Annotated in this window: 14 protein-coding genes and 2 pseudogenes; 9 read left to right on the top strand and 7 right to left on the bottom strand. The window is 62.7% G+C overall.

What is annotated here, in order from left to right; translation table 11 throughout:
• Positions 1–135 precede the first annotated feature (135 nt).
• Together AC0L27_RS30485 and AC0L27_RS30480 are read left to right on the top strand one after the other, a co-directional pair.
• Complete coding sequence (locus tag AC0L27_RS30485; RefSeq protein WP_354209177.1) at positions 136–507, top strand: hypothetical protein; 372 nt, start codon at positions 136–138, stop codon at positions 505–507.
• Positions 508–836: 329 nt separating this feature from the next.
• A pseudogene (locus AC0L27_RS30480) lies at positions 837–2,781 on the top strand (putative bifunctional diguanylate cyclase/phosphodiesterase).
• Positions 2,782–2,872: 91 nt separating this feature from the next.
• Here AC0L27_RS30480 and AC0L27_RS30475 read toward each other — a convergent pair.
• The 5 genes from AC0L27_RS30475 to pgm form a co-directional block, all read right to left on the bottom strand.
• Entirely contained in the window at positions 2,873–3,925 is a 1,053-nt protein-coding gene (locus AC0L27_RS30475) for a SphA family protein (protein WP_354211850.1), read from the bottom strand.
• A 343-nt stretch (positions 3,926–4,268) separates the two neighbouring features.
• Positions 4,269–5,249 (bottom strand): PDR/VanB family oxidoreductase, encoded by a 981-nt coding sequence (locus AC0L27_RS30470; RefSeq protein ID WP_354211852.1) that lies wholly within the window; start codon positions 5,247–5,249, stop codon positions 4,269–4,271.
• A gap of 11 nt (positions 5,250–5,260) precedes the next feature.
• The gene (locus AC0L27_RS30465) at positions 5,261–6,013 is read right to left on the bottom strand and encodes a GntR family transcriptional regulator (RefSeq protein WP_473321418.1); all 753 of its coding nucleotides are present in this window, start codon (positions 6,011–6,013) and stop codon (positions 5,261–5,263) included.
• Positions 6,014–6,019: 6 nt separating this feature from the next.
• Positions 6,020–7,069: an aromatic ring-hydroxylating dioxygenase subunit alpha gene (locus AC0L27_RS30460; RefSeq protein WP_275171433.1), complete on the bottom strand. Its 1,050-nt coding sequence runs from the start codon at positions 7,067–7,069 to the stop codon at positions 6,020–6,022.
• A 288-nt stretch (positions 7,070–7,357) separates the two neighbouring features.
• Complete coding sequence (pgm, locus tag AC0L27_RS30455; protein WP_473321417.1) at positions 7,358–9,004, bottom strand: phosphoglucomutase (alpha-D-glucose-1,6-bisphosphate-dependent); 1,647 nt, start codon at positions 9,002–9,004, stop codon at positions 7,358–7,360.
• Between the two features lie 141 nt (positions 9,005–9,145).
• Between pgm and AC0L27_RS30450 the strand changes: the two are divergent.
• Positions 9,146–10,289, top strand: a pseudogene (locus AC0L27_RS30450) (alpha/beta hydrolase family protein).
• Positions 10,290–10,386: 97 nt separating this feature from the next.
• The gene (locus AC0L27_RS30445; RefSeq protein ID WP_473301919.1) at positions 10,387–11,199 is read left to right on the top strand and encodes a transglycosylase SLT domain-containing protein; all 813 of its coding nucleotides are present in this window, start codon (positions 10,387–10,389) and stop codon (positions 11,197–11,199) included.
• A 225-nt stretch (positions 11,200–11,424) separates the two neighbouring features.
• Here the strand turns inward: AC0L27_RS30445 and AC0L27_RS30440 are convergent, their stop codons facing one another.
• Positions 11,425–12,237 carry a response regulator gene (locus AC0L27_RS30440; RefSeq protein WP_473301816.1) on the bottom strand — a complete coding sequence of 271 codons (813 nt, stop codon included), beginning with the start codon at positions 12,235–12,237 and terminating at the stop codon, positions 11,425–11,427.
• A 246-nt stretch (positions 12,238–12,483) separates the two neighbouring features.
• Between AC0L27_RS30440 and AC0L27_RS30435 the strand changes: the two genes are divergently transcribed.
• Positions 12,484–13,332, top strand: a complete 849-nt coding sequence (locus tag AC0L27_RS30435) for an MBL fold metallo-hydrolase (RefSeq protein WP_473321415.1) — start codon at positions 12,484–12,486, stop codon at positions 13,330–13,332.
• 30 nt (positions 13,333–13,362) lie between these two features.
• Here the strand turns inward: AC0L27_RS30435 and AC0L27_RS30430 are convergent, their stop codons facing one another.
• On the bottom strand, positions 13,363–14,253 hold the full coding sequence (locus tag AC0L27_RS30430) for an aldose 1-epimerase family protein (RefSeq protein ID WP_473321414.1): 891 nt from the start codon (positions 14,251–14,253) through the stop codon (positions 13,363–13,365).
• A gap of 254 nt (positions 14,254–14,507) precedes the next feature.
• Between AC0L27_RS30430 and AC0L27_RS30425 the strand changes: the two genes are divergently transcribed.
• The 4 genes from AC0L27_RS30425 (at position 14,508) to terL (ending at position 18,773) form a co-directional block, all read left to right on the top strand.
• Complete coding sequence (locus tag AC0L27_RS30425) at positions 14,508–15,131, top strand: hypothetical protein (RefSeq protein WP_354211867.1); 624 nt, start codon at positions 14,508–14,510, stop codon at positions 15,129–15,131.
• Positions 15,132–15,435: 304 nt separating this feature from the next.
• The gene (locus AC0L27_RS30420) at positions 15,436–16,809 is read left to right on the top strand and encodes a site-specific DNA-methyltransferase (protein WP_354211869.1); all 1,374 of its coding nucleotides are present in this window, start codon (positions 15,436–15,438) and stop codon (positions 16,807–16,809) included.
• The gene (locus AC0L27_RS30415; protein ID WP_473321412.1) at positions 16,799–17,344 is read left to right on the top strand and encodes a DUF5681 domain-containing protein; all 546 of its coding nucleotides are present in this window, start codon (positions 16,799–16,801) and stop codon (positions 17,342–17,344) included. The genes AC0L27_RS30420 and AC0L27_RS30415 overlap by 11 nt, the downstream gene beginning before the upstream one ends.
• Positions 17,310–18,773, top strand: a complete 1,464-nt coding sequence (gene terL, locus AC0L27_RS30410; protein WP_473321411.1) for a phage terminase large subunit — start codon at positions 17,310–17,312, stop codon at positions 18,771–18,773. The genes AC0L27_RS30415 and terL overlap by 35 nt, the downstream gene beginning before the upstream one ends.
• The last annotated feature ends 36 nt before the right edge of the window (positions 18,774–18,809 follow it).

Raw genomic sequence — 18,809 nt, 5'->3', positions numbered from 1 at the left:
TGCTGGTTGGTGTGTTTACTCGCGCAATACTGAGAGACAGTCTCCTTCGTTCGCCTTGATTCAGATCAATATGATGCCCGCTCGGTTGTCGCCTGATGAAATTGCTTCAGTGAGATCTCAACCGGGGAGTTCTGCATGAAGATTGTATTGCTGACCTTGGCGATGATAGGCGGCCAAACAACAATTCCAGTCAGCGAACGCGTCCCTCAACTCAATGTCGAGGCCACCTGCAAGGCAACCGTAGCCACTGACAAGGCGATGGGCCTCGATCTGGCGCAGTCCTACGATGATTGCATGCGCGACGAAAACTCCGCGCTGCAACAACTTCATTCCGTTTGGCTCACGAATTCCGACAACCTTCGAAACCGATGCGAAGGCGAAGCGACGGCTGGCGGCAGTGACAGCTATGTCGACCTGCTTACCTGCATGCAAATGGCAGATTGGGCGAAATCGACTTCGGACGCTCCAAAATTGAAGGGAGCGAGCAAGAACCGAAACAAGCTGTGAGATGGCGCCGCCGGATCTCGCAGTTTCTGACGAGGTCTAGCGGCGCCCTGGCCATCACAACTGATAGGCGGGCTTTGGTGCCCATGAAATCTGCGCTGCGACGGCAGCTAAGCCGGCCCCCTGTGAAAGCCTCAGGGTCCCGAGGTCCGCGACCGCGGTAACGCCGGCGCTCCGCATTTGTATCGATTTGTTATCGATATCGCGGGTTGGACACGCAGAAGTGGTCGCGGCGCGCCGTGCCAATGGGGATAATTCATAGTTCGTCAAAGGTTCGCAGCGAATTCTCCTGACCGGGCCGGACAAGCGGCCCATGCTGCTAGGCTCTGGAAATGCGGACTCAAACGACCAGCTATTTCGCGCGGCTGTTCGCTGGCGATCTGTCGGCCTTTGGCGGTCCTGTAACCGACGAAGCCGTCACCGGCCATATCCGCGCCGAACAGATGTCGCTGGTGCTCGGCTATTCCGTCGGCATCATGCTGGCCAATGCCTGCAACGCCGCGGTGCTGGCGATCGCGCTGTGGCAGTCGCCCGACCGGATTTTCGCGCTGATCTGGGCCCTCGCCGTGGCCGGCGCTGCCATCGGCTTCGGTCTGCAATCCCACGCCGCGCGCCGCATCACCAAGCCGCAATTCGTCTCGCGCCGCGCCATGCACCGGCTCGTTCGCAATGCCCTTCTCCTCGGCGCCGCCTGGGGCATCGTCCCGGCCGCGTTCTTTGCAGGCGCCTCGACCGGCGGGCAGCTCGTCATCACCTGCCTCTGCTCGGGAATGCTGGCCGGCGGCGCGCTTGCCTTCGCCACGATCCCGATCGCGGCCATCGCCTTCACGGCGCCCATTTTCCTGGGGATCGCGATCTGCCTCGGCAGGAACGGCGACCTCGCCTTCCTGCTGATCGCCTTTCTCGTCGTGGTCTACGGAAGCGTGTTGTTGCGCGGCGTGTTCGTCAATTCATTCGCGTTCGCACGGCGCGTGATGCGGCAGATCGAGGCCGAGCGTTCGGTGCGGCAGGACCCGCTGACCCATCTGCCCAATCGCGTCGCCTTCAACGAAACGCTCGATGCAGCCTTGAAGCGGCTCAGCCTCTCCGGCGAGGAGTCCGCGGTGCTTCTGCTCGATCTCGATGGTTTCAAGGAGGTCAACGACAAGTTCGGCCATCCCGCCGGTGACGAGTTTCTGGTCCAGATCGCGAGCCGCCTGCAACGCTGCACCCGCGCGGCCGAGCATGTCGCACGCATCGGCGGCGACGAGTTCGCCCTGGTGATGGCCAATCTGGCGCGCCCCGAGGATGCGCTCGAAATCGCCGAACGCTTCGTTGCGGCCTTCGACGAACCGTTTCGGATCGAGGGCCGCGAGATCGTCGGCGCGACCAGCGTCGGCATCGTGCTGGCGCCGCGCGACGGCAGCACGCAACTCGACATCATGAAGAACGCCGACGCCGCGCTCTACCGCGCCAAGAAGGCCGGGCCGGGCACGGTGTGCTTCTTCGAGCAAGCCGACGACCGCTCGTCCCGCGACCGCAAGGCGCTGCAATCGGATCTGGAAGGCGCCATCGCCAGGGACGAGCTGTTCCTGGTGTTCCAGCCCTTTCTCGACCTCGACGGCAACCGCATCACCGGGTTCGAGGCACTGCTGCGCTGGCAGCATCCCCAGCGCGGGCTGGTGCCGCCGAGCGAGTTCATCCCGATCGCCGAGGAAACCGGGCGAATGGGTCGTCCGTCGCGCCTGCGCGACGGTTGCCGAATGGCCCGAAGAGATCAGGGTCGCCGTGAATTTCTCGGCCGCGCAGTTTCACAACAACGGCCTGCTCCAGATCATCGTGCAGGCGCTTGCGGACGCAAAGGTCGCCCCGCACCGCCTGGAGATCGAGATCACGGAATCGATGCTGTTGTCGAAATACGGCTCCGCCGCGTCGGTCCTGAACGCGCTGCTGGAGCTCGGCGTCACCGTGGCGCTCGACGATTTCGGAACGGGTTTCTCCTCGCTGACTTACCTGCGCAAGCTGCCGTTCAGCCGCATCAAGATCGACCAGTCCTTTATCCGCGACATGCTGGTGCAGCCGGACTGCGCCGCAATCGTGAAATCGGTGATTGGGCTGGCGCGCGACCTGCGCATCGGCGTGGTCGCGGAAGGCGTCGAGACCGCCGACCAGCTCGAATATCTCCGCCAGATTAGTTGCGACGAGGTGCAGGGCTATCTCATCAGCCGGCCGGTGTCGGCGGATCAGGTTCGAGCGCTGCTTGATCCGAAGAAGTTGCGGGCGACCTACGCGGCGTAGGCGAGCAGAAACGGCCGGCATACGGCCAAAGTGATGCGATTGACCCATTTGACACCGGCCGATCGCAGACGACGTCCGGTTGGCACGAGGTTTATTTCGCAACCAGATGCGTCGTGGGTGCTATGGCGGCAGGCGCGGACGGGGAAATGGTGAACGTCAGCCAGGTATTCCATCCTGACGGACGGTTGGCTGCACCGAATTCGCCGTATCCCCTCAGACCAAGGAAGCCCTGCATGTCTGCGACCGGGAAGCTGTACCCGATTTGCGGACCGACACCGAAAACGCGTGACCTGAAACTACCGAGGATCGGGTTCTGGCCGGAATCGTCGGTAATTTGCTGGTAGGCGTATCCGACAATGCCGACGAAAAGCTGCTTCGTCAGGTAGTGCGATGCGCCCCAGTCGAAGTGGAAATCGATGCCGCTCCGGTACTGGGTGTCGGGATTCCTGAAATTGTAGGTCAGGCCGGCGACGCCCGAGATTTCGTTTCCTGCCGCCGGGTCGAAATAGGTATAGCCGCCCCCAATGTCGATCGCGCCGTGCCCGAGCCCGATATTGGGAATCCGCGTCGGATCATAGTCGCCGACGGGAACATTGCCCGTGACGTAAGCTATGTAATTGTCGACGCCATGGTTCCATAGCAGTTCCGCGAACGGTGCGAGGTCGCCGTAGGAGGTAAGCGATCCTTCCAGCATTCCGGTGCGCGTCACCACAATCGGTCCGGCTATCGCAGTCAGCGTTCCGGCGATACTGGTGGCGGCTCTGCCGTACTGGCCCGATATGCCTACGACCAACTGACCGCCAAGCACCGCCGTCGCGAATGTATACGATGGCGTAAGGGCGACCAGATCGGCCCGCCCGCTCAGACTCAGATTCAAATTAACATTGACGTTCGCGGGAATTTTGCCGGCCAGGATCTCTTTGGCTGCAGCAGCACTCCCAGCGGCGGCGACGCTGGAATGATAATCGATCACACTGAGCGCCCAGCCCGGTGTCTGCTGCATGGCGGCGAGACTCGCAAACTGACCCGGAAACCAGAATGAGCTACCGCCCTGGTCGGCATGCGAAACATCAGCGCAAAGCACGAGAGCAGCCACCGCTGCCGCATAGTTGATGACGCTGCTTCCCGATTTGTTTGATCTCATTGCAAACCTCTGGGCGGCATTGCAACCAGTGGCGGGCTACTGCAAAGCGCCCCGCGAACCGCGGAACCTTAAGTTACGACGGGCATCCAATACTAGGGCACAAGCAGCGTCCAAATCCGTGACAGAATGGTAACAGCGGGGGATATTAGTATTACGGCGATGACGCAGTCTCGGCTCGACCAAGAGTTGCTTACGCTGGAGATGTTTGGCTTCTTTGCCCGAGCGAGGTCTCTTCTTGGCCTCTAGCCATCCGGCTAGGGCGAACTGAACCTGCCGGCCCCAGAAGGCAGGGCGGACAAGGCCTGCCTTCGTGGGGTAAGCGTATGAGGAGACGCCCTACCCCTCAGACCGCATCCGCTCGCAGCAGTGTGTCAACCGTGATGGTGCCCCGCGCGCGCGAAACGCAGGCGCAGATCTTCTGGTTGCTTTGCTTCTGATGGTCGCTGAAGAAGACGTCGCGGTGGTCGATCTCGCCGTCGACGGCGACAACGTCGATGGCGCACAGGCCGCATTCGCCGCGCTTGCAATCGTACATCACGTCGTGGCCGCTGGCGTTGAGGACATCAAGCATCGAGCGCTCGCGCGGGATCTCCAGCTCGACATCGGAGCCTTTCAGACGCACGCGAAATGTCTCGGTCGGCAGCGTGCCGCTGGAGCCGAACGTCTCGTAGCGGAGATCGGGAAGCGGATGGCCGGCGCGGATCCAGGCGTGGCGCGCGGCATCCAGCATCCGCATCGGGCCGCAGAACAGCGCCAGCGTGTCCTTGGGCACCGAGGCGAACAGGGAGTCGAGATCGAGCCGCTTGCCCTCATCGCTGGCGTGAACGACCAGGCGATCACCAAGCGTTGCGGCGAGATCGTCAAGATAGGCGGCCTCGGTGCGCGAGCGCACCGCGTAATGCAGCGTGACATCGGCGCCGCGCTTCGCCAGCGCCTGCGCGGCGCCGAGGATCGGGGTGATGCCGATGCCGCCAGCGATCAGGCAGTAATTTTGGCGTGCCCAATCGACCGCGAGTAGCGAGGCGGGCGTCGTGATGTCGAGCCGCGCGCCCGGCCGCAACGACCACATATAGCGCGAGCCGCCACGCGAGTCCTCGGCGCGGCGCACCGCGATCCTTAAACCCTGCGACGAGGCTTCCCCGACCAGAGAATAGGACCGCGTCTCGGGCTGCCCGTCGATGGTAACGCTGATATTGATGTGGCTGCCGACCGGATAGGCGGCGCCGTCGAACTGATCCGGCCGGATCAGGAATTCGCGGATGCCGGGCGCGAGATCGCGCGTCGAGACGAGCGTGGCCGGAATCCAGGTTTCGATGAAGCGCATGGTGACTGCCCTCAATCGGTTGCGGACTTGATCAGCGCAAGCGCCGGCAAGAGGTCGAGATGGGTCCGGTTGCGCAGTGCGAGCCGCAAATTGCGCACCGCGAGCCGCGCATGCTCGCGCATGATCGCTTCGGCGCGGGCGCCTTCGCGGTTCTCGATCGCGTCGATCACGACGCGGTGGTGCTCCTGCCCGATGACCAGGATTTGCTGTGCCTCGGGCAGCGCCGACTGCGCCATCACGAAACCGCTCGGGGACGCAAACGGCAGCGCCGAGGCGCGATCGATCTGCCGGATCAGCGGCGGGCTACGCGACAATTCCGTGAGCAGAGCGTGGAAGCGCGCGTTCAGCGTGACATAGGACGAGAAGGCGTCGACCGAGATCGGCACCTGGCGCAGCAACTCGTCGATCGCGGCCAGGCACTCCTTCAGCGGCTCGAGCTCGCGCGCGGAGACGCCGCGCTCGGCGGCAAAGCGCGCGGCGAGCCCTTCCAGCGTGCCTCGCAGCTCGATGGAATCAGAGATGTCGCGCTCGGAGAACGCCTTCACCATGAAGCCGCCGGAGGGAATCGCCTCCAAGAGACCCTCCTCCTCCAGCCGCACCAGCGCCATGCGCACCGGGGTGCGCGAGGCGCCGGTCGTCTCCACCGCCTGGAGCTCGGAGATGCGCTCGCCGGGGCGCAGTAAGCCCGACAGGAGCTGGTCGCGCAGCGCGAGCTGCGCCTTCACGGTCTGCGAGACGGAGCGGTCGACCTCGCGCTCGGCCATGTCGGCTTACTCCGCGGCCTGAAGGTGCTGCGGCGGGTTTTCCTTCGCCACCATCTTGTCGATCAGCTTGCGCGTCCACATCGCGCCGGCGTCGATGTTGAGATTGTAGAAGATGCGATCAGGGTTCTCGTCCATCGCGCGCTGCTGCGCCTCGAGGATGAGCTCGTCCTCGTGGAAGATGCCGGAGACGCCCTCGCGGATCTCGGTGGTGATGCGCTGCTCGCCGAGCTGATAATTGCGCACGAAGGCCCAGAAATAGTGGCAGGTCTTCTCGGTCTCCGGGGTGATAGTGTTGAGCACGAAGCCGTTGACGCCCCGCGAGCGGTCGCCTTCGGGCGCGCCGGTGCCGGTCGGCGCCACGCCGACGTCGATCGCAATGGTGCACGGCGCCTCGAAGCGGATGATCTGCCAGCGATCGACGAGACCGGACTTGCCGAGCTGCTTGGCCCAGAACGGCGGCGCCTCGATGCCGCGCATCCAGCGCGTCACCGTCACCGTCTTCTCGCCATGGGTGACGTCGAACGGCGCCTCCGCGACCGCCTCGTTGCCGATGGACGAGCCGTGCACGAATGTCTCGTGGGTGAGGTCCATGAGATTGTCGAGCACGAGGCGGTAGTCGCAATTGACGTGGATGGTCTTGCCGTCGCCAGCCCAGGCCGGGTCGTGATTCCAGTGCAGGTCCGGCACCAGCGCGGGATCGGCCAGCGCGGGATCGCCCATCCAGAGCCAGATGTAGCGGTGACGCTCGACCACGGGATAGGCGCGCACGCAGGCCGACGGGTTGATGGTCTCCTGCGAGGGCATGAAGGTGCAGCGCCCTTGCGCATTGTACTTCAGGCCGTGATAGCCGCAGACGACGGTGTCGCCGTCGAGCCGGCCCTTGGACAGCGGCACCAGGCGGTGCCAGCAGGCATCCTCGAGCGCGGCGACCGAGCCATCGGCCTTGCGGTACATCACGACGTGCTTGCCGCAGATCGTCCGCGGCAGCAGTGCCGGCTTGACGTCGGCGTCCCAGGCGGCGGCATACCAGGCGTTCATCGGGAAGGGTTTTGTCACCGGTCTCACTCCCAAAGCTTTTGAATACGTTATGTATACAATAGCAGAGGAATGGAATCGTTCAAGGGCAGATAAGACGTATTATAATACCTTTATATCTAATCGTGTATACACATCTTCTCCGCCGTCATTCCCCGCGAAGGCGGAATCCAGTACGCCGCGCCGGTCATTGGTTCACTCAACTGGCGCCACGGCGTACTGGATCACCCGCTCTCGCGGGTGATGACACCTGTTGATGCGGCGAGTCCTCCCTTGGAGGAGCAGTGGCAGCGGCGCTTGGCTCGACGACTACGCCCCGAATACCTTCGCCAATCCTGCCTGAGCCTCCTGCTGAATCGCCTTCAGGTGCTCGGGGCTGCGAAAACTCTCCGCGTAGATCTTGTAGACGTCCTCGGTGCCCGACGGCCTGGCGGCGAACCAGCCGAAATCGGTTTCGACCTTGATGCCACCGAACGGCTGGCCGTTGCCGGGCGCCTTGCTCAGCGTGGCGCGGACGGGATCGCCGGCGAGATCCTTCAGGCCAAGCTGCTCGGGCGTGACGGACTTCAGGATGTTTTTCTGCGGCGGGGTCGCGGCAACGTCGATGCGCGCGTAATGGGGCACGCCGAACTCGGCGGTGAGGTCGTTGAAGAGCTGGCTCGGATCGCGGCCGGTCTTGGCCATGATCTCGGCCGCGAGCAGGCCGAGGATGATGCCGTCCTTGTCGGTCGTCCACACCGTGCCGTCGCGGCGGAGGAACGAGGCGCCTGCACTCTCCTCGCCGCCGAAGCCGAAGCCGCCCGTGAGGAGGCCATCGACGAACCATTTGAAGCCGACCGGCGTCTCGACCAGCTTGCGGCCGAGTTTTTTCGCGACGCGGTCGATGATCGAGCTCGACACCACGGTCTTGCCGATCGCGGCGTCCTTGCCCCAGTTCGGGCGGTGCGCGAACAGATAGGAGATCGCGGTCGCAAGATAATGGTTCGGATTCATCAGGCCGCCGGTGCGCGTCACGATGCCATGGCGGTCCGCGTCGGTGTCGTTGGCGAAGGCGACGTCGAAGCGGTCTCGCATCGCGATCAGGCTCGCCATCGCGTAAGGCGAGGAGCAGTCCATGCGGATCTTGCCGTCCCAGTCCACCGTCATGAAGCGGAACGTCGGGTCGATCGCCTCGTTCACGACCGTGGCCTTCAGGCCGTAGCGCTCGATGATCGGATGCCAGTAATGCACGGCGGCGCCGCCGAGCGGATCGATGCCGATATTGACGCCGGCGGATTTGACCAGGTCGAGATCGACCACGTTGCCGAGATCGGCGACGTAGGGTGTGACGTAGTCATAGCCGTGGACGTTCGCGGATTTGCGCGCCCTGGCGTAGTCGATGCGGTTCACGCCCTTCAGGCCGTCGGCAAGATAGGCATTGGCGCGCTTCTCGACCACGGAGGTCGCGTCGGTGTCGGCCGGTCCGCCATGCGGCGGATTGTATTTGTAGCCGCCGTCCTCGGGCGGATTGTGCGACGGCGTGACGACGACTCCATCCGCGAGGCCCGAGCTGCGGCCCTTGTTATAGGTCAGGATCGCGTGGGAGATCACCGGCGTCGGCGTGTAGCCGCCGTCCTTGTCGATCATGACGTCGACGCCGTTGGCCGCGAACACCTCGACGGCGCTGACCAGCGCCGGCTCGGCCAGCGCATGGGTGTCGATGCCGATAAAGAGCGGGCCGGTCAGCCCCTTTTCACGTCGGTAATCGCAAATTGCCTGCGTAGTCGCGAGGATATGGCCTTCGTTGAAGCTGGTCTTGAACGAGGTGCCGCGATGGCCGGAGGTGCCGAACGCCACCCGCTGCGCGGGATCGGCGACATCAGGCTTGCCGGCGAAATAGGCTGTCACCAGCCGCGGAACGTTGGTGAGCACGTCCGGCGAAGCCTGCTTGCCCGCCGCGGGATGAACATCAGCCACTGGGTATACCTCGTCCTATCGTAGAATTGCGCGATACCATAGCATCGGCCAAGCCCCCGCCAAGAGCACAACACGCGCGAGGGGGCGGCCGTTCCTGAGATCATGCTATGGTCTTTCGATCGGGGCTATTCGAGTCGGGGCATGACGCTGTTTCAGAGGCTTTTGGTTGTTCTGATGGCCGGGCTTGCGACCGCTGGCATCGCGCCCGATGCGATGGCCGCGGAGTTCTACACCGAGGATTTGCGTATCCCGATGGCCGAGGCCGGACCGCAGGGGCTGGAGGCGTTCCTGGTTCGGCCGGCCGGGACCAAGCGCTATCCGCTCGCACTGCTCAGCCACGGCTCGCCGCGCAGTTTCGACGATCGGGCGACGATGTCCGCGCACAAATATTACGGCATCGCTCTCGAATATGCCCGGCGCGGCTTTGCCGCGCTGATCGTGATGCGGCGCGGCTACGGCACCTCGCCCGGTGGGCGCGTCGACAGCGTCGGGGGCTGCGTCAATGCCGCTTATCTGCCGGCCGCGGCGGTCGCGGTGGCTGATTTACGCGCGGCGATCGAGGCGATGGCGCGCAGGGCCGACGTCACCACATCAGGCATGATCGCTGTCGGCCATTCCGCCGGTGGGTTCGCCACCGTCGCGTTGACCGCGCAGGCACCAGCGGGTTCTCGTCGCCGCAATCAGCTTTGCCGGCGGGCGCGGCTCGCGCGACGACGACGACGTCTGCAATCCGATTGGGCTGGTGCAGGCCTTCGCCACGTTCGGCAAAACTTCGCGCGCGCCGATGCTGTGGGTCTATGCCAGCAACGATTCCTACTTCGGTCCCGAACTCGCGCGCCGCCTCCATGACGGATTTCGCGCCAATGGCGGCAACGCGAAATTCATCGCAGCGCCGCCCTTTGGCGACGATGGCCACTATCTCTATTCGGTCGTGAGCCGTCCGCAATGGACGCCGTATCTCGACGCCTTCCTGCGCGAGCGAGGTCTCGGCCACGACATCCTGAGCCCGCCCGATCCGCTCCCGCCGCCGGGCCAGCTCAGCGAGGCCGCGCGCGCCGAGTTCGCGCGCTATCTTACCAGCACGATGCCGCACAAGGCTTTTGCGGTGTCGCCGAACGGCGGTTACGGCTGGCGTTCGGGGCGCGCAACGGCCGACGACGCCCAACGCGATTCACTTGGCGCCTGCACAAAATGGTCGCCCACCTGCACGCTCTATGCGGTCGACGACAAATTGACCGGGGCTGCGCCAAGCATATCAACCGACCAGAGCTCGCGGTCGCGATAGCTTCATTGCGCCGCCGGCCGCTCGCGCCGTCCGAGCCGGGCCGCCCCCCGGGCCGTCAGAAAATCGGTTGTTAACTCGAAAGATATAATACGTGTCCATGCTGCGGGATCGAACACACATCAATGCCCGCGCAGCGTGGACACACGTTGCGATCGCTGTGCTTTGGTTGGCATCCACCTCCGTGCACGCCCAGAACGACGTGGAACCGGCGTTGGCGGCGGGCGCTCGCGATGCAGATCTCGGCGCTGGAGAGACGCCGGCCTCGCGGGCGGCAATCCGAAAAATCATCGAAAGAGAAACGGCCAAGACCGATCTGCCCGCGGACATCGCGGAGGCCGTCGTCTTCGTTGAAAGCGGATACAATCCGGCCACCATTGGCGCCGTCGGCGAGATCGGCCTCATGCAGGTTCGGGCCGAAACGGCAGCGATGCTCGGATTCCGGGGACATAACGCAGAGCTCGCAGAGCCCGACATCAACATTCACTACGGCGTTCTCTATCTGAGCCGCGCATGGCGCCTGGCAGGCGGGGACCTTTGCCGAGCCCTGATGAAATATCGAGCCGGTCATGACGAGGAGTCCATGACCCCGCGCTCCCAGGTTTATTGTAATCGCGCCCGCAATCGTCTTGCCTCGATGAACTCGACGAATGTGGGAAACCAGGCTGCGGCCGTCCCAGATGTGGCACCGGCGCCAGCACCGACACCCACCGTCTCGAAGTCAGCGCACAATCAGAGGTCGGCGCACAATCAAAAGGGAACGGCACAGCCGAAGGACGTTTACGCGCGTTACCGTCAAGGCACGGCGGTCGCGAGCAGGGCCTATTGGGCAGCACAGGAAGCCCGGGTGCGCCTCATCAAGGCGCGCGTCGAAGCCAAGTGGAAACGGGTCGCATCACGCCAATCGAATTAGAATTGCTGCCTTGAGACGACCAGCGGTTGGACGAACGACATTTTTGAAACCGAACTTTGAAACCGAACCTGAATAGAGATCATGCACAATAGTTTGAGAGTTTTGTTTGCAATCGTCGCGACCGGCGCAGTGGCCTTGTCGGCCTTTCTCGCGATTCGGTTCCTGGTCGGTTTCAGTGGCTGAACCCGACGGCGCAGCCGGCACCATTTCGTGCTGCGCCCGAGTCTAGAGCCGCTCGCTCAGCGCGAGCTTGTAGCCGACGCCGGTGACTGTGGTGATGACGGGCGTGCCGCTGCCGACCAGCTTGCGGCGCAGCCTCGCCACCAAGGCATCGACAGTGCGGATATCGACCTCGGCCTGGCGATTGCTGACCACCTCGATCAGATAGTCGCGGCTGAGCGGTCTGCCGTCGGCACCGACGAGCGCCGCGAGCAGGTCGAATTCGGCGCGTGTCAGCGCCACCGGCTTGCCGTCGCTGCCGAGCAGCTCGCGCCGCGTCAGGTCGATGATCCAGTCGCCGAAGGCGATCGAATTATGGTTGCGCGCCGCCTTGCGGTCGATCGAGCGCCGCCGCAGCACGCTTCGCGCGCGCGCGAGCAGGTCGCGCAAATTGATCGGCTTGGTGACGTAGTGGTCGCCCGCGATCTCGAGGCCGAGGATGCGATCGACGTCGGTGTCGCGGCGGGTGACGAAGATGATGCCCGCGTTGCTGGTCGCCTGGATCTCCTTGGCGAGATCGAAGCCGTCACCGTCGGGCAGCTGCACGTCGAGAAAGACGAGATCGGTCCGCGTCCGCAGCGCCTGGCGGCATTCGGCGCAGGAGCCGGCGCCGACCACGTCGAAATTGTTTTCGCTGAAATAGCCGACCAGCATCGTCCGCGTCACCGGATCGTCCTCGACGACGATCAGCCGCTCGCGGCCGGCGACACGCAATTCCTGAACTGCGGAATCAGCCACGATGTTGGATGTCCTGTGTGCTTGCGGGCCGGCCTGGAAGCTCAGGTCGCCGAGCGCGCCGTCCTGTGAACGTACATTCACGACTGTTCGAGCCCCCTCGAATTGCCTGCTGCAATACTAGGCGCGTTATCGCGCCCAAACAACATTGGTCACGAACCAACTGGATTAAGTATGAATTGGCCCACACTTCTCATCCCACGCATCATGTTCGGGAGCCCCGCACAAGCGGCTGTTGTGCGGGCTGAAGCCCATCCCGCGGCCGCTTGCCACGCCAAGAGCTTCAAATCTACTGTGGCGCCCGAAAAGCCTGACCCAGGAGGTGGCGCCATGGAAGTCATCCTGCTCGGCACCGGGGGCCCGCGCCCGGACCCGCGCCGCATGGCGACGACCACGCTGATCAGGCTCGGCGAGGAAAATGTCCTGATCGACGCAGGCCGCGGCGTCATGGTGCAGCTCAGCAAGGCGGGCGTGCCGTTCGGCTCGATCAACACGGTCTTTCTCACCCATCACCATTTCGACCACATCGGCGACCTCTACGATGTGATGCTCAATTCATGGTTGCACGGGCGCAAGGACGATCTGCGCATCTATGGACCGCCGGATACCGAACGGCTCGTCAATACGCTCGTCACGCAGGTCTACGACAAGGACATCGCCTGGCGCGATCAGGGCGAGCCGAGCTTTGGCGGGTGGAAACCTGTCGTCGCGACCGACATTATACCGGGCCCCGTTCTCGACACCGGGCGCTGGAAGATCAGCGCCGAACTGGTCTCGCATGGCGACGGCCTCGACATGTCGCCGGCCTTCCTCGCACGCTGGATGTGTCTCGGCTATCGCTTCGAGGCCGAGGGCAAGGTCATCGCAATTTCCGGCGACACGGTGCCCTGCCCCGGTCTCGAGCGGTTGGCTCAGGGGGCCGACCTGCTGGTCCAGTGCTGCTTCCTCGCCACGCCGGAGATCGACAACGAGCACCTGCGCCGGCTTGCGAAATTCACGATCGCCTGCGGCGATACAGTCGGGAAGGTCGCGGCCAAGGCCGGCGTCAAGAAGCTCGCGCTGACCCATCACCGGCCTCGCACCGACGATTCCATGCTGAACGCGCTGCTTGCGGACGTCAGGCGGGACTACGCAGGTCCAGTCGTGCTCGGCGCGGACCTCACACGGATCGAGGTCTGAGAACTCGAGATGCGCGAAGGCCGTCCGGCCTCAGGCGGATCCAACCTCGACCCGAAACGACAACTGCTGTTCCGTTCCGGGCGCGATGTGCATCAGCCCCGGCTTGTCGGTGAACTCGCCGTCGAATCCGGCCGGACTGGCATAGCCGCGCCAGGGCTCAAGGCAGAGGAACGGCGCGCCCGACGGTTTCGACCAGACGCCAAGCTCGCGAAAGCCTCGCCATGACATTTCCAACCACGGCCCGGCGGACGCGCCCTGCTCCGCGGCATAACGGACAGAATTGCTCGCGATCCGATCGAAGATGATTGCGTCGTCGACGAACAGGGATTCGGACAAGGGCAACACGGAGCCTTTGATCGGGCTCGGCTCCGTTGCCGGACGCAGCAAGCCGCCGTCGAGACGGCGGACGGGAGATGGCTCTGCGTTCGCGAAGCTCAGCGCGTAACTCTCCTTCGCCAGTCCCGGTTGGAGCGGCCAGTTGAAAGCGGGATGGCCGCCGAGCGAGGCCGGCAATATCTCCTTGCCGGTGTTCGCGACCACGAGTGAAAGATCGAGACCGGATTCGTCGAGCGCATAGGTTGCCGTCAGGCGGAACGCGAAGGGGTAGAGCGCGCGCGTCGTCTCGCTGTCTTCGAGCACCAGGACACAGCGACTTTCGCCACGTTCCGCCCACGCAAAGCGGCTGTCACGCGCGAAGCCGTGCTGGGTCATCCGGTAGGTCCTGCCCCGGTGCCGCAATTCGTCATTGGCGAGACGCCCGACGATCGGAAACAGCAGCGGCGCATGGCGCCGCCAAGCCGCCTCCGCCTGCCAGACGAACTCGACGCCGGCATCGCTCGCCAGCGAACACATCTCGGCGCCTTGCGCCTTGATGGTCGCCGAAAGGGATCCGCTTTGGAGAACGTGGGTGTCTTCGCTCATCTGCGATATTCAAATAGAGTTCGACCGCTTGCAAATCTAGGGGAATGCAGGGTGATTTGTTCCAAAATGCAGGGACGCCACGGTTTCGTCGGATTGAAATCTTGTTTGATTACAAAGGATTAGCCGGTATTCCCCCTGATTGGGCGAGCAGGGAAGCACTGTTCAAGCAACAGGGACGGTGAAGCACATCTGACAATCCCGTGGGCACCGGAACTCTAATCTGCCAGAGAACGCCGTCGATCAAGAGGTGACACATGCTTGCCAAGCGATCGGATAATGAGACGATTAGCGGATGGTTGAAATTGGCCGGCGTCCCGACCACGGATTCCAAGGCGCGTGGTTGGATCGAGAGTGCGTTGGCAGCGTCTCGCGCCCTTGCTGCCCACGAACCGCGACCAACGCCCGCCAAACACAATGCGCCGCTCAATGCGATTGCGCGCGCCACCGACCAATTAATCGCGGCCCTTGACGACTTGAGGCGTCACGGACACTCACATGGAGCTTTCTGGCGATGCGAAGCGTTCGGGCCTCTTCGCGGACCCAACTTAGAGACACCCGCTGTGATATCAACCCTGGAGAACATTCGCCACGCGGCGTGCAAAGCCCGTATGACCCAAACTGGTCGACCCCGCGATTACCGCAAACAGCACATCGTGAATTTGGCGCTGGCATTTTGGGCAAGATTTTCACCCTATAAACCGAGCAGCGACGGGAAAAACAACTTCGTAGACTTTGCCAGCCTTTTTTACGAACAGGCAACAGGGCTGTCCGTTGAGCGCAAGAGCCACGGCATTGACAGGCAAATCAAAGCGGCGCTGCGTCGCCTGCCGATCGAAAGCCAACGCGCAACCTCGCAGCGCGAAAGTTCGTCGAAATAACCTTGAACTTATTTCCAATCGGTTCGCCTTTCTGCGCAACCGATCTGCAGGAAAATCGGCGTTACCCTAGAGCCGGCAAAACGTCCCGAGCCCGGGATCAATGTCAACAGTATCGCGAGGGTGGAGTTATCAACTTCAGCGCGCGTGCTGCGAAGATTGCCAGCATTATTCAGCACAGCGGCGACCGCCGTTAGCCGCCAGGGCCGCCGGCGGGACAAAACTCACTACAGATCCTCTCGCGTTTCGTTCTTCCTTTCAGATCCAGCGCAGGCATGTTTCCGCGTCGCTATCCACGGAGTGCCCTATGTCAAAAGCCGGATCGGACCGACTAACGATCGATTATGTGCTCGTCCAGGCCCTGCGCCCGAACCCCAGCAACGCTAAAATTCATCGCCGACGGCAGATTGAAAAGATTGCGAAATCAATCAAACGGTTCGGCTTCGCCAACCCGATCCTGATATCGGGTATGGACATCATCGCGGGTCATGGCCGAGTCGAGGCCGCGAAATATCTCGGGCTGAAGCTAATCCCTGCGGTACGGTTATCCGGCCTCACCGAAGCGGAACGTCTCGCTTACAGCCTGGCGGACAACCAATTGGCGGAGTTGGGCCGGTACGACCGGAAACGACTCGCGATCCAGCTTGAGCAGCTAACGCATCTCGGATTTCATGAAATTGAAGTGGCAGGATTCTCGCTAGGCGACATAGACATCCGCCTCGACCAACCTGCAGAGCTGAACGGCCACACCGTCGGTCCCGACGACGAATTGCCCACACCGGAAAAGCCTGTAGTGTCGCACCGGGGCGACCTCTGGAAGCTAGGTCGTCATTACCTCCTGTGCGGCGATCCCACCAGCGCCACCGACGTCCGACGTCTCATGCGCGGCCAGCTGGCCGAGGTGGTTTTTCTTGACCCGCTCAGAAATTTTGCAGGCGAACAGTTCTCCGGCCGCGGCAGGCGCCTCGATCCCGCCTTCGTATCGGCGCACGGTGCGAGGTCGGAGCTGGATGTCATTGAGTTCGTGTCGTCCTCTTTGCGGCTCGCAAAGGCGAGCTCCCAGCCCGGTGCGTTCATGTTCGCGTTTTCGAGCGGGCTGAACTACGCGCTGTTTGCTGCGGCGCGAGCGGAACAACTGTCGCTCGAAGCCACGGTGGTGTGGGTAAAGCGCGAAGCCAGGGTGGGTGGTCTCTATCGAGAACAGCATGAGTTGATCGCCGTTCTCCGGCGCGGCGACGGTGCCGCTCTCAGTTCCTCTACACCCGTCCAGCATGGTCGTAATCGCAGCAACCTCTGGAAATATGCCGACGGCGCCTCCTTTCACCCGAGCCGCGCGGAAACGTTGCCGACGCATCTCACCTGTCGGCCCGTTGCGCTCATCGCTGATGCTATCCGGGACGTGAGCAGTCGCGGCGCGATCGTGCTTGATGCGTTTGCGGGTGCCGGCAGTACGCTGATTGCCGCCGAGAAGACAGGGCGGCAGGCCTATCTGCTCGAGGTCGATCCCGCTTGCTGCGACCTGATCCTCCGTCGATTTCATCGTTACAGTGGCAAAGCCGCAGAACTGGATAACGGAGGCATGACCTTCGATGACGTCGAAGCACTCCGCCTCGACGACCACGCAAGCCTCGACCCCGTCGATCAACGACGATCACCCCGCGAGGATTGCAATGGCAGGTAACTCACCGCCGCCAATGCGTGGCTCAGGCGGAAAATCCGCCAAACATGCCGCTTCGTCCAACACTTCTGCGGAGCAGCTCTATAAGATCGGCCCGGGTTGCCCGCCGAAAGAGCATCAATTCAAGCCTGGACAGAGCGGCAACCCCGGGGGCGCCAAGCGGAAGGCGCCATCACTCGTCCCTGATCTCAAAGAGCTTTTTGAACGCGCGTTCAGCCAAAAAGTGAAGCTGGCGCAGGGCGAACGAGAACGCGTTATTACGATGTGGGACGCGGGCATGCAGCAGCTCGCCGTTCAGTTTGCCAAGGGCGACCGGCATGCGCGTCACGACGCCTTCTGGATCGCCGAACGCGTGGGCTCCGAGTTCTTAACGAAGACAAAAGTGCTCGGTGAAGTTCTCACGGGGGACCGCCAAGCCATCCTTGATGCGTATGTCGCACGGCAAACACAGCCCTCGGGCTCCTCCGCACCGTCTCCTGTTCTCGCTCCTCCCGACCTGCTGGATGACGATGCGCCAGACGAAGCCGATAAAACATGAACACATGACCATGCCGACACACATCGAGCCAAATGCGGATGTCGCTCTGCGCGCAGTGCTCGCCCATGACCTGACCGCATTCACGCAATTTGCCTTCGGTGTGGTGCGGCCAGAAGTCGAGTTCAAACCGAACTGGCATCACGAGGCCATCACATACAAGCTGTCCCAGGTCGCTGCAGGTCCCATCCGACGTTTGATCATCACCCTGCCGCCACGTTCGCTCAAGTCACTGTGTGCATCGGTTGCGTTGCCGGCATGGTTTCTCGGACATTCTCCCTGGGAACGCGTGGTCGTGGTCTCCTATTCCGATCTTCTTGCGCGCACCCATGCCAGCGACTTCCGGCGCCTGGTGAATGATCCGCTCTATCTGGCTAGCTTTCCCGGCATGCGCATTGATCGGGAGACCGACCGCGAGATCGTCACCACCAAGCGTGGCAAACGCATCGCGACCTCGATCGAGGGGACGCTCACTGGGCTCGGGGGCAACCTGATTGTCATTGACGATCCCTTGAAGCTTGGCGACGCCATGTCGGAGACGGTGCGGGCGCGGGTCCTTGAGTGGTATCGCTCCACCCTACTTTCGCGTGGCGACGACAAGACAGCGACGCGTATCGTGGTGGTCATGCAACGGGTCCATCAGGATGACCTCGTCGGGTACCTGCAGGAGCAAGGTGGCTTTGACGTCCTCAATCTTCCTGCAATTGCGCAACACTCGCAAACCTATGACCTCGGTCGTTGCCGCACCTACAGGCGACAGCAGGGTGAGCTCCTCCACCCTACGCATGAGTCGGTGGAAGTGCTGCGCGAACTGAAGCGTGAGATGGGGCCAATCGCTTTTTCGGCACAATACCAGCAGAATCCGACCCCGCCTGGCGGCACGATCATCAAGAAGAAATGGCTCGTTACCTACGATCAGATCTCATCTGAGCCTGGCGATCGCATCGTTATGAGCTGGGACATCGCTTTGAGTGAAACCCAATCTGGCGATTATTCCGCCTACGTCATTCTTCTGGTTCGCAAGGAAATCGTGTTCGTTCTCGAGGTGGTGCGCGGCCGATTTCCCTTCGAAACCTTGAAGAGAAAGGTCATGGAGGTCAAAAGAAGGTACAGATCATCAACGCTTCTGATCGAGGATTCTCCGATCAGTCTGGGCCTCATTCAGAGTCTGCGAGAGCAATCCGTCAACGTGACGTCTTACAAGCCGGGCACTGATAAGCGCGCGCGATTGATTGCGCAGACCGACTTGTTCGCTGGAGGTTCGGTCCGTCTTCCCCGACGCGCCGGATGGCTGGAACAATTCGTAGCCGAGCTGCTCGCATTCCCCGGTCGCCATGACGATCAGGTTGACGCGCTCACCCAAGGCCTCGCTTGGGGCCGCGAGCACTGGAGCAGTCGAACCTTCATCGGCACTTACCGAGGAGCCTGTTAGGTGGTTGCGCCGTTTATTATGAGCGATCTCATCATC

This window comes from Bradyrhizobium sp. Ken51, from assembly GCF_055807435.1.
Note: the sequence above shows the minus strand (reverse complement) of the source record. Positions and strands in the feature narration are given on the sequence as shown.